10 protein-coding genes and 1 rRNA gene are annotated in these 12,739 nt (G+C 29.7%); 5 read left to right on the plus strand and 6 right to left on the minus strand.

The window, feature by feature from the left end:
- The first annotated feature begins 199 nt into the window (after window positions 1–199).
- Window positions 200–307, plus strand: a 5S ribosomal RNA gene (gene rrf / locus BMY33_RS20140).
- Between the two features lie 99 nt (window positions 308–406).
- Here rrf and BMY33_RS20145 read toward each other — a convergent pair.
- From BMY33_RS20145 to BMY33_RS20155, 3 genes are all read right to left on the minus strand, one after another.
- On the minus strand, window positions 407–3,364 hold the full coding sequence (locus BMY33_RS20145; protein ID WP_091411889.1) for a DNA polymerase III subunit alpha: 2,958 nt from the start codon (window positions 3,362–3,364) through the stop codon (window positions 407–409).
- Between the two features lie 2 nt (window positions 3,365–3,366).
- On the minus strand, window positions 3,367–4,584 hold the full coding sequence (gene dinB, locus BMY33_RS20150) for a DNA polymerase IV (RefSeq protein ID WP_091412158.1): 1,218 nt from the start codon (window positions 4,582–4,584) through the stop codon (window positions 3,367–3,369).
- A 160-nt stretch (window positions 4,585–4,744) separates the two neighbouring features.
- Window positions 4,745–5,563, minus strand: a complete 819-nt coding sequence (locus BMY33_RS20155) for a hypothetical protein (protein WP_091411892.1) — start codon at window positions 5,561–5,563, stop codon at window positions 4,745–4,747.
- A gap of 289 nt (window positions 5,564–5,852) precedes the next feature.
- Here BMY33_RS20155 and BMY33_RS20160 point away from each other — a divergent pair, with 289 nt between their 5' ends.
- From BMY33_RS20160 to BMY33_RS20175, 4 genes are all read left to right on the plus strand, one after another.
- Window positions 5,853–6,362 carry a DinB family protein gene (locus BMY33_RS20160; protein WP_091411895.1) on the plus strand — a complete coding sequence of 170 codons (510 nt, stop codon included), beginning with the start codon at window positions 5,853–5,855 and terminating at the stop codon, window positions 6,360–6,362.
- A gap of 321 nt (window positions 6,363–6,683) precedes the next feature.
- Window positions 6,684–8,891, plus strand: a complete 2,208-nt coding sequence (locus tag BMY33_RS20165; protein WP_091411897.1) for an ATP-binding protein — start codon at window positions 6,684–6,686, stop codon at window positions 8,889–8,891.
- A 34-nt stretch (window positions 8,892–8,925) separates the two neighbouring features.
- Window positions 8,926–11,154 (plus strand): ATP-binding protein, encoded by a 2,229-nt coding sequence (locus BMY33_RS20170; protein ID WP_091411899.1) that lies wholly within the window; start codon window positions 8,926–8,928, stop codon window positions 11,152–11,154.
- 16 nt (window positions 11,155–11,170) lie between these two features.
- Entirely contained in the window at window positions 11,171–11,884 is a 714-nt protein-coding gene (locus tag BMY33_RS20175) for a LytR/AlgR family response regulator transcription factor (RefSeq protein WP_091411901.1), read from the plus strand.
- A gap of 22 nt (window positions 11,885–11,906) precedes the next feature.
- Here BMY33_RS20175 and BMY33_RS20180 read toward each other — a convergent pair whose 3' ends face one another.
- Genes BMY33_RS20180 through BMY33_RS20190 form a run of 3 tightly spaced genes read right to left on the minus strand, consistent with a single transcriptional unit; the run spans window position 11,907 to window position 12,655 of the window.
- The gene (locus BMY33_RS20180; protein WP_091411903.1) at window positions 11,907–12,128 is read right to left on the minus strand and encodes a hypothetical protein; all 222 of its coding nucleotides are present in this window, start codon (window positions 12,126–12,128) and stop codon (window positions 11,907–11,909) included.
- Window positions 12,129–12,188: 60 nt separating this feature from the next.
- On the minus strand, window positions 12,189–12,401 hold the full coding sequence (locus BMY33_RS20185; protein WP_091411904.1) for a hypothetical protein: 213 nt from the start codon (window positions 12,399–12,401) through the stop codon (window positions 12,189–12,191).
- Window positions 12,402–12,433: 32 nt separating this feature from the next.
- A complete protein-coding gene (locus tag BMY33_RS20190; protein ID WP_091411906.1) occupies window positions 12,434–12,655 on the minus strand; it encodes a hypothetical protein in 222 nt (73 codons plus the stop codon).
- Between the last annotated feature and the right edge of the window lie 84 nt (window positions 12,656–12,739).

Consider the following 12,739-nt stretch of genomic DNA (forward strand, 5'->3'; position numbering starts at 1 on the left):
TAAAGGCAGTAATGTCATAGCCGAGTAGTACTAATAACCCATAGGCTTATGCGCACGTCCTGCTAAGCAATTAGCAGGACGGAGAATTGCTTTGATAGCTTCTTTTTAGTTACTTTTTTAGATCGTATTTTATAATTTAAATCAATATGTCAACAATATTAGTTGAACTCTTGTGATTAACAAGATTCAGCAAACAGCTTAAGGTGGTTATAGCATCGGGGCTCACCTCTTACCATTCCGAACAGAGAAGTTAAGCCCGTTAGCGCCAATGGTACTACAATCGTGGGAGAGTAGGTCGCCGCCTTCCTTGAAAACCCTTCATTATTATAATGAAGGGTTTTTTTATATCCAAAATCTAAAGAAATCCTAACTGTGTTTTATTATTCTATACAACTATCCATAGATATTATGAATATCTTGGATCTTGAATATAATCTTGTTTAATTATTTTAATTACTTCAATACTTAGAAATCCAAATTCTTCTACAACTTTGCCATATATACGATAAACACCCTTATGCCTAAGTTTGTATTTTTCCTGTACAGATGGAAATAGTACGGTATCAAAGATATCTCCAAATTGGTCCAAAAAAGTTCCAAAAGCCATACGTTTACCATTTGAAGTTTTAGTGTTTTTCATAGCTATTAAATACCCATAAATATCAATTTTTTTATTTAAATATTCTTTTAGTTGATTAGCCCTATTTTGATTCATAGGTTTAGAAGTCATTATTTCGTAATATCCACAGATAGGGAATCCAAAGGCTTCAATTTGTTCAAAAGCATTTTCTAATTTTGATGTATTAAATTTTGGTAATTGATATTCAGTTCGTTTTTCTTTAAATAAAAGAGGTTGATGATAATTTGGAGGAGTATCGTTCAATTTAAAATGTGCTTCCCATAATAGTTCGTGTTTGTTTTTTTGTGTAAATGAAAATGCATCTATTTTTATGAGTATACTTATTTGGTCGATACTTATGTGTACTCTGTCAATAAAATTGTCAAGTGATAAAAAAGTTCCGTATTGTTTGCGGTCTGATAATATAAGTTCTATTGTTTTATGATCTAGATTACGCAATATATTTAATCCAAGATATATACAGTCATTTATAAGGATATGCTCGTATTTACTAGTGTTTATGCATGGAGTCAAGATTTTTGCTCCAAGTAATTTTGCTTCATGTAAATATATTTCTGGGCGATAAAACCCACCTCCATTATTTAATGTAGCTACAAGATATTCTAGAGGAAAATATGCTTTTAGGAATAAACTTTGATAGCTTTCTACTGCATAAGAAGCAGAATGTCCTTTTGGAAAAGCATAACCAGCGAAACTTGCTACTTGATCCCATATTTCAAAAATTAATTGTTCTTCATATCCTTCATTTCTGCAATTTTGAATAAATTTTTTTTGTACTTCTTTGAATTCTTTACGAGATCTGAATTTACCACTCATTCCTCTGCGTAATACATCAGCTTCATCAAGAGTCAGTTTTGCAAAAAGATGTGCAACCTTAATTACATCTTCTTGGTATACCATAATCCCGTAAGTTTCTTTCATTAAATCTAGCATAATAGGATGTGAATTCTTTCGTCTTTCGACATCATGTTCTCGTAGGATATATTCGCGCATCATTCCACTTTTAGCAACTCCAGGTCTTATAATAGAGCTAGCTGCGACTAAACCTAAATAATTATCTGTTTTAAGTTTACTTAATAACATGCGCATGGCGGGAGATTCTACATAAAAGCAGGCTAAACATTTTGCTTCTCTGATCAAACCATTAATATTAGGGTCTTTTTTAAAACTATCTATATCGTGGATATCAAAGTTTGCCTTTTCGGGTTGATTATACTCGATAATCTTTATAGCTTCTTTAATTTTAGCTAGTCCACGTTGTCCCAAAATATCAAATTTATATAGCCCAAGATCTTCTGCAATAATCATATCAAACTGTACAGTAGGAAAACCCTTGGGAGGTAGATCTGTAGCAGCATACTCATGAAGTGCTTTTTCACTAATTAATATACCACTAGCATGAATACTTATATAATTAGGCATTCCTTGTATAAGTTGACTATAAACAATTACTAGTTTATGGATATGGTCTAAAGAATTGTAATCGTAGTTACCTTCACTGAGTTTATCTATTTCGAATTTAGGTAAGCCAAACACTTTGCCTAACTCTCTTACAGCTCCTTTATAATGGAAAGTTACATATGCTCCAAGCAATGCAACATTGTCAAATTCTGAAAATATAAATTGTGTGATATCTTGTCTGTCTCTCCAAGAAAAATCAATATCAAAGTCTGGAGGACTAGTACGATGTGAATTTATAAATCTTTCGAAATATAAGTCTAATTCGATAGGATCTACATCTGTAATTTTTAATAGATAAGCTACTATACTATTTGCACCACTACCACGCCCGACATAATAATATCCTTTTTCTTGGGCATATGAAATAATTCTCCAGTTAATTAAAAAATAGGATACGAAATTCATTTTAGTGATCAATGCGAGTTCTTTTTTTAACCTATCGAGTACTTTTTTTGTAGGTTCTTTATATCGATAGGGGAGCCCTTTTTTACATAATTTTTTTAATAGTGCATTATCTTCTTGGATATTATCTGTATAGGTTTTTTGATTTAATGAAGGTTTGTTTTTAGAAAATTCAAAACTTATTATACATTTATTTAGTATGTTTTCAGTATTTCTGATAATGAAATCAAAGTCAATAAATTGTTTTTTGATGTCATCATTTGGTATCATTTTTTCTGAAAAGCATGCTTGTTGTTGTTCGGGTAATCTACTAAGTAATGTATTATTGTCTATGGCTCTTAATAAGCGATGGGCATTAAAATCTTTTTTAGTTCTAAAAGTTACGGGCTGTAGCGTAACAAGTTTATTTTCTAGCTGTAGATATTTTGAAAATTTAAGTTTGGGTAGTTCTTTTATAGAAATACCTATAAATTCATTAGATAAAAAATTATTTTTTTTTGTTTCTATAATTTGTTTGAAAGGGTATATGATAAAAACATTACTGAATGATGGAGCTTTTTTAGGGAACTCAATTTTATTATGAGAGTGGTAGGATAAAAAATCATTCAATTCTTTATACCCTTTATTATTTTTTGCAATACCTACATATAGTTGTTGACAATCATTTCTAAAATCAATACCTACTATAGGTTTAATTTTGTATTCTTTTGCTTTTCTAATAAAGTTTAAGCAAGCTGATGTATTATTGATATCTGTTAAAGCTACACAATCTACTTCATTTTCTTTTGCAAGTTCTAATAGTGCTATTTCAGAAAAAGTCCCGAATCTTAAACTATAATATGAATGGCAATTAAGGTACATATTTATTGTTTTCTATGTGCTAATACAATTGGTGGTTGACCATTAAATGGATTTTGCATTCTGCCAATAGTTTTAGATCCCATGGCTACAGCTCTAATTACGCTTCGATCTCCATATTGGTTTCTAATATGATCTAAAGCCTTGTACAGATTAAGTTGTTTTTCATTGTCTTCAAAAAGGTTTATTTGATAATTCCCGGTTACTAGATGACTAAACCTGATACCTATTAATCGTACTAACAATCTTTTCTGATATAATTTTTCGAATAGTTCTAAAATTTTAGGAATTAGAATGTGATCAGCACTAGTGTAAGGGACCTTAATTTGTTTGGAGTATGTATTAAAATCAGAATACCTGATTTTTACTGCTATGCATGCGGATAGTTTATTTCCTCTACGCAATTGATATGATAAATTTTCTGTCATTGCTACAAGAATGTTACGTAGTTTATGAATATCTATAGTATCTCTATCAAATGTTCTTTCTGTTGATATAGATTTACGTTCAGAAAAACTAATAACCGGCGTATTATCTATTCCATTGGCTCTTTTCCATATAGTTAATCCATTTACTCCTAAAACTCTTTTCATAACATCTACAGGCATATCTTGTACTGTTTTTACTTGTCTTATTCCTAAGTTTCTTAATGTTTGAAAAGTTTTATCACCAACCATAGGGATTTTCTTGATAGATAAAGGGGCTAGAAAAGGTTTTTCTGTACCAAAATCAATTTTTAATTGATTATTAGGCTTAGCTTCATTAGTAGCTACTTTAGATACTATTTTATTTTGCGCAAACCCTAAAGAAATTGGTAGACCGGTTTCTGATATGATTGTTTGCCTAAGTTCTGACGCATACTTATAAGCACCAAAAAACTTGTCCATTCCTGATAAATCTGCATAAAATTCATCAATACTAGATTTTTCAAAGACAGGAACTTTATCTTTAATAATGTCTGTAACTAAATCTGAGTATTTACTATATGTACCGGCATTACCTTTTATAATTGTAGCTTCAGGACATAGTTCTCTAGCTATTTTCATAGACATTCCTGAATGTATACCAAATGCTCGAGTTTCATAACTACAAGCAGCTACAACACCACGATCACTAACACCACCTACTAATAAAGGTTTTTTTTGTAATGAACTATCAATAAGACGCTCTACTGATACATAAAATGTATCAAGATCAAGATGTAATATGGTTCTCAATTTTATATGTTTATGGAATTTTTCCAAATTTATGGAATATTTCCAAAAATGTGATTATAAAATTTTATATTTTATTCACATTTGATCAAAAAAAAACGACACCTTAAATTAAGATGTCGCTTCTAAAAAATTTTATTTTGGGGCTACAAAATAAAATTCAATTATATTAATTTTCTGTATATCCTGCGAATTGTTGCATAGCACTTTTAGTAAGTTCTTTAGCTCTATTCACATAAAAACTTTTAGTGTCATTCAAAGTTTCATTTTGCAAATCGTTTTCGCTTCTTAAATAATCCTTTTGAGATTCAAATATTGATTCATCATCAAAAGCTATACTTAATTCTTGTAAAGCACTTTCTAATTTTTGTAATGCTTGCTCTGCTTTTGCTTTTACTACTGTTTGTTCCTTTAATTCTGCAGCACGTTGTGCTTCAAATTCTGCTTTAGCTTTTTGTTGCTCTGCAATCTGTTGTTGTAGTTTTTGTTGTTCAATTTCTAATTGACGTCTTTGCTCTGCTAATTCTCTTTGTTTTTGTGCAACTTCTTCAGATGCAACCGCTATTGCTTCCTCTTCTTCATCACTAGCAGCATCTACAACATAAGATTCACTACTCCCATTATTAGCTTGGCAATCTGTTAATTGTTCTAATAATTTAGGACCAAGATCTTTAGCTTGCTTTGCATAATATCGACTTCGCTCATAAGTATCTTGATCTAAGGAACTCACCATATTAGTCTTAGCCTCATATGCAGTTTCGTTAGCATCTGTACAACCACATTTATCAGCAAGTTCTTCTACTTTTTCGAGAGCTTCTATAGCTTTATCTGCATATTCTTGAGTATGGAATACATTATTAGCTCCGTGCGCTTTTTTAGAATGCGAATATGCATAACTAGCAGCAGTTAAAGCATCTTCATAAAGGTTTTGGGCATTGGCCTGGGGGATAAAACAAAGTAAAAATAAGATGGATGCTATTCTTTTCATTTTTATGGGGGCTTTTTAATGAACAGTACAAGTATACAATATTTTATAAGTAACATCCAAAAATAAATGTCATTAATCGATGAAATGCGCACTTTATCTTAATATTTATGGGTTACCCATAAACAAAGTGATAGATATCCTACTGTTTGATAAGTGTTTTCATCATTTGATTCAGTCATAACGAGGTTAACTGTACCGTATTGTATTCTTATCTATGTAAATCATAAATTTAACGTTTTGCAAAAGTTATTATGTAAGTTTATTGTGTATATTACGTCCATAATTCCCTATGAAAGAACTTATCATATCTTCAATAAATCATAATCTCAATAATGCTATCGCATTATTAGACGAAATAACTTTAGAAACTTACTGTAACAATTCTGTAGGACCATACTACTCAAGTATTGGTTCCCATATGAGGCATACATTAGATTTTTTTGATTGCATCATTAATGGATTAGATACTAATGATATAGATCTTACTGCACGCAAGAGGGATGAAATTTTGTCTACAAATATAGAAGCTACAAAGGATCATATATATACACTCCAAGAAACGTTACTTTCTTATGTTGATGTGAATACTGATTATTTGATTCATGTTACTGATAATATGGGACAAGGAAAAGTTACAGTCAATTATACTTTAGAAAGTATTCTTGCACATGCGAATAGTCATGCGATTCATCATTATGCTACAATAGGGTATATTCTTAATCAACTTAATGTAGAACTAAAAATTTCTGGTTTTGGTTACAATCCTACCACTCCTGTAAATAAGCGAGAAGGAATCTAATCTAATATGGATTAGTAAAGTTTGTCTGATTTATTCTATTTGACTTATTTATAATTTACACTGTTTTTTGTACAACATATTTTTATTTATATAATGTATATGGTAGTCGGTATATTTTGTATTATATGAACTGATTTAATGAATATATTTAGATGTGTTTTTTAATGTTTATCATTAAATTACTTTTAAAAACTATGATGATAAGGCTTCATGTTCTTTAAAAAGTATTCTTTAGAGGTCTTGTATAATATTACTGAAATAGGTTTTGAGAGTTTATCTTTGATGTAATTAATAATATGTAAGTGTAAAGAATATTTACCAATGGTTAAACTAGAATACATATTTATTGCTTTTTTCACTAGTGTTGTTATTTATGCTCAGAATTTAGATGATGATTGTGAATCATGGCGAAAACAGATGAAGACTATATCAAGTTCTGAAGATTTGTTTAAGCTTAATAACTTGATGATACATAAAGTAAATGCTATTTGTAAAGCTGAAATTTATATGGCATCAGCACATATGTATCAGCAATTGGGAAAAAAGGATTCTGCTTTGTATAGCTATGATAAATCTATAGAATTAGCAAAAAAAGAAAATGCAGAGGAAATTCTTTCTGGTGGATATACAGGAAAAGCATATTTATGGATTGAGGAATATAATGATGAAAAAGAATCATTAAAATGGTTAGAGAAGGCAAAAAGGATACTGGACAAAAATGAGAATAGTAGAATCTGGGGTTCATATTATATTAGTAATATTAAAATTGCGGTTAAAAAATCAGATTATCATTTAGCTTTAAAATATAATGACTCATTTATAAGTACATTAAATAGAGTTAATAATAAACAAGGCATAGCTAGTAGGTATATGCAAAAAGGATTGCTTTACTTTAATTTATCAAACTACCAGAAAGCAGCTGAGAATTTATTATATGCAATCGAGTTAAAAGAAAAAGAAAATAACAACTTAGATATTGAAAATATGTATTTTCATTTAGGACATAGTTATCTTAAATGGGGAGAATATAAAACCGCAGAAAAATACTTTAGAAAAAGTATTCCAATATCTAAAGCTAAGTCAGATACTAACATTCTTTTATCTAGTTATTCAAAATTAATAAGGTGTTATCAGGAATTGGGTGAGGATGAGAAAGCATTAAGTATAATCGATTCTACATTTACTTTATCAAAAAAAAAAAATAATGAAATTAAAATAGCTGAAGTTTTAATTGAAAAGGGAAGACTTTTTTATAAAAACTTTGATAGGTATACAAAAGCCGAAAAGTATTTTAAAGAAGCATATGATATAGCTATAAGAAACGATGTTGCCTTAACTTTATATGAATCTATAGAAGGACTAATGGATATATATATAAATCAAAAAGATTTTGAAAAAATAAAACCATATATAAAAGTTTTTGTAGATGTAACAGAGAGAATTAGCATCATGGCCTATGAACAGCAAATGCATAAAATTTTTAGTGAGTACTATGAACAAACAAATAATTCTTTTTTAGCAATTAAACATCTTAGGAAGTATTATTCTATAAAAGATTCTATATCAAATCAGCAAGTCCAGACAAAAGTAGTAGACCTAGAAAAAAAATATGATACTAAAAAGAAAGAACTAGCTATAGTTACTCTTAATCAACAAAAAAAAGAGCAAGAACAAATTGCCAAACAAGCCAAAGCTCAACAATATTTATATTTATTAGTAGCTATTTTTTTATTATTGTTGTTAGGAATTGGAGCTTGGGCTTTTAGAAAATTAAAGAAGCAACAAGAAGAATTGATTTCTGTAAATCAAGTTAAGAATCGTCTTTTTTCTATTATAGCGCATGATCTTAGAGGCATGATAATTCCGTTCCAGCGATCAGGTAAAATATTGAAATATCATATAGAGAAAGGTAATAATGAAAAGACAATAGATCTTTCTCGGGCATTAGAACAGAACTCAGAGAGTTTATCCAATATGCTAGATAATTTATTGAATTGGTCATTAGAACAGATGAATGGTTATAAAATGACCCCCCAAACAATATCTATAAAAAAAGAGTTAACCGAAATCATAACGTCATATAAACAACAAGCTATATATAAGAATACCAACATAGAACTAAAATACGGGAAAGATTTTTCCGTTAATTTTGATAAAGGAGCTTTTCATGTGATCTTTAGAAATTTAATAGGGAATGCCTTAAAGTATACTGAGGAAGGAAATATTCGAATAGAATTTAAAAATGAAAATGAAGAGTTTTTATGTTCAGTGATTGATACCGGAGTTGGTATGTCTTCGGAACAATTGGAGAATATTTTTAATTTAGAAGAAAAGAAATCGACTATTGGTACACAAGGAGAAAAGGGAACGGGACTGGGACTTAACCTGATTTATCGCTTTATTAAAATGAACGAAGGAAACATTAGTGTTTCCTCAGAAAAAAGAATTGGCACTCGATTTGATTTGAATCTTCCTATTAGAAACTATAAATTCTATAAAAAAACAGATAGCAAAGCTCTTTCGGCATAAAAACAAGAGAATACTTAATGTAAAATAACTAGCCATGACTCTACAAAAATCATTATTGCAATTGTTTGTTTTCTTGATATTTTCCTCTATTTATTCTCAAACTAAAGAAGAGTACTGTAAAAAATGGCATGAAGCTATGGATACCATCCAGAGTTATGAAGTAGCTTTTAAATTGAGTAGAGCGATGATCGACAAAGTCGATGAAACTTGTAAAGCTGAAATACAAATATCTAGAGGTTATATGTTTCTGAACCAAAGAAGTATTGATTCATCTATTTATTATTTAGATAAAGGTATTAAACTGGCTAAGAGGATTGATGATTCAGAATTGTTATCATCTGCATATGGAAAAAAAGCATATAATTTAGCATTACAAAACAATAAAACAGAGGCAGAATTACTATTAAAACAAACTAGAAAACTTCTTACTAAATATCCTGAGAGTGAACATTGGATTTTATACCATCAAACGCATGCTTATTTAGCTGATATAGAAGCAGATTATGAAAAAGCTCTAAAACATACCGATAGTACAGTAATTATATCAGAGAAAAATAACTTTACCAGTTATTTACCATCTTGTTATGGGAATAGAGGAACGTATTCTATAAGATTGTCTAAGTATGAAAAGGCAGTGGATAGTTTTTTAAAGGCTATTGAGGTATTAGAACAAGATAGTAAACCATCTGGTTTGGATATGTATTACTGTATGCTCGCAACTTCATATAAGAGACTGAAACAATATGATATTGCCATAAAATATTTTAAGAAAGCAATAGAAGAATCAGATAAAACTCATAACCGGTATGTCCGAATGATTACTTATTCTAGGATGGCGGATGCGCAAAGAAAATTGAATCTAGCAGAAGATGCTCTAAGTTCAGTAGATTCTACTCTAGTGATAGCAAGAAAATTAAATGATAATGGATTCGTATCAGATGCGCTGCATACTAAAGCAACTATCTATTTTGAAAATATAGAGGATTACGATAAAGCAGAAGTTTATTTTAAAGAAGCTTATCAAAATATACTGAATGCTAATGCTGTAAAAAAAATGGATGATATGATGTTAATATCGGCAATAGACGGCATGGCGAAAATTAATCTCAAAAAACAGAATTTTCCAAGTGCAAAGAAATATATAGATTTATTAGAAATAGAAACAGATAAATCAAAAATATTGACATTCGAAAAGAGCCTTCATTATTACAAAAGTGATTATTTTGAGAATATAGGGGAATCTAAAAAGGCGTTAATGTATCTTAAAAAATTCCATTTCATAAAAGATTCTATTGAAAATGAAGAAGTTAAAACCAAAGTCGCTGATCTAGAAAAAAAATATGATACCAAAAAGAAAGAGCTTGCTATTGTAAATTTGAACAAAGAAAAAGATGAACAAAAGCAAATAACTAAACAAGCACAGGCTCAACAAAATTTGTACTTGTTAGCAGCTGGGTTTTTATTACTGTTGCTAGGGGTAGGAGCTTGGGCTTTTAGAAAATTGAAGAAACAACAAAAAGAATTGGTTTCTACAAACCAAGTTAAGAATCGTCTTTTTTCTATTATAGCGCATGATCTTAGAGGAATGATAATTCCGTTCCAGCGATCGGGTAAAATATTAAAGTATCATATAGAGAAAGGTAATAATGAGAAGACAATAGAGCTTTCGCAGGCATTAGAACAAAACTCGGAGAGTTTATCCAATATGCTTGATAATTTATTGAATTGGTCGTTAGAACAAATGAATGGCTATAAAATGAATCCTCAGACGATATCTGTAAATAAAGAGTTAACCGAAATCATAACATCATATAAACAACAAGCTTTATATAAGAGTACCAACATAGAACTAAAATACGAGAAAGATTTTTCTGTTAATTTTGATAAAGGAGCTTTTCATGTGATTTTTAGAAACCTAATCGGTAATGCTTTAAAGTATACTGAAGATGGAAATATTCGAATAGAATTTAAAAACGAAAATGAAGAGTTTTTATGTTCAGTGATTGATACCGGAGTAGGTATGTCTTCGGAACAATTGGAGAATATTTTTAATTTAGAAGAAAAGAAATCGACTATTGGTACACAAGGTGAAAAGGGAACAGGACTGGGGCTTAATCTGGTTTATCGATTTATAAAAATGCATAAAGGAACAATTAGTGTCTCTTCAGAAAAAAGAATTGGCACGCGTTTTGACTTAAGCATTCCCATAACCATATCGTTGACCAAAGAAGAAGGGGCAATTTCTAAACCTTTATCAGCGTAAATAAAGCATACAGATCATGAATATTTATATAGTAGAAGATGATATATTTCATTTAGAAGATATTAAAATCTCTCTAGAAGAGTTAGGGTATTTTTGTATTGGTAGTTCAGATGATCCGTTCGAAGCTCAAGAACAAATTGGAGAATTAAAACCAGATGCAGTTATTTTAGATATTCATCTTAAAGGGAAAGAATCTGGTATCGAATTGGGAAATAAAATTAAAACGCTTTATGAAATTCCAGTGTTTTTTGCTACTTCTGATAATGATAAGGACGTAATGAGTAAAGCAGCAAATATAAATCCAGCTGCTTATTTAACAAAACCAATTAATAAAGATGATTTACAGGCTGCATTGATATTGGCTCAGAAACAAGAGATTAATTCAGGGAAAAATGCAACTAGTGAACCGGAGAATATATTTGTAAAGAGTGGAAATAAACTAATAAAAGTAAATTTAAACTCTATACTTTTTGCGCATACTGATTCTAAAAATTATTGTTCTATTGTTACTACAGACCATAAGAAATTATCTGTACGATACTCTATTTTAAAACTAAGTAAGAAACTTCAAAGTTTAGAATTTGTACAAACACATAGATCTTATATCATAAATTGGAATAAGATAGACTCATTACATGAGTATGATCAAACAATAGAAATACAAGGTCATCATATTCCTATAGGGAGAACATTTAAGGAATATATATATAAGCGGTTAAAGGTGATCTAAGAATATTCCTTTTTCTGTTAGGCTAGATTGTTAGACAACCTAAATCACCAGTTAAAGCAAGAGTTTTAGTCGAAACATTACAATCTCCCTGAGTCTTACAAATGATTGGTTTAGTAAAACAATTTTCTGCATTAGTAGATTGATCTTTAGTGTCTTGTGATCCTCCATTAAGTTTATCAAGATGATCTAATCTAGCTATCTTTATTTTATCCAGACTTATTTTTTTTCTTTGACTATTTTTCATTTTCCCCAAAAAGTTAAAGTATTATTATATTATCTAAATCAATGGATACTGATATTTTATTTAAATATTAGTTTCAATTGCAGTAGTATTTATACTGCCAGCGCCTGTCTTTGTAGAAGTCATTTTTGTATCTCCAGCTGTTATTAAATCAGTTGGTTCAATAGGTGCTGTACCTTCTTCTATAAAAGATAATGATCCTCCAACAATGTATCGTAGGTTATTTAGTTTAGCGATTTTAATTTTATCTAGGCTTAATTTGGTCTTATTTTTCATAGTATAGATTTTGTAGTATTGATGTGAATATTTTACTCGACACAGATAGCAACACTACTAAGAGGAACCGTTTTAGTAGAAGTATGTGTTCCAATATCATCGCAGATTTTGGTATGAGTTCCAGTAAGCTCTGTAATCGTAGGAATGTCAGTTGAAGTCGGATGAATTGAACCGCCCATAATTGCCTGTGCGTTGTTTAATTTTGCAATTTTTATTTTATCTAGACTTAATTTCTTTAATTTTCCCCTTTTCATATTATTATAATTTGTGTTTAGACAATCTACAATTTTAGTTATAAAATTACACGTAAAGATTCTTGAAATTTATAAATTTCAAGA

Origin of the sequence: Aquimarina amphilecti, from assembly GCF_900109375.1 — a bacterium.
Taxonomy (GTDB): Bacteria; Bacteroidota; Bacteroidia; order Flavobacteriales; family Flavobacteriaceae; genus Aquimarina; species Aquimarina amphilecti.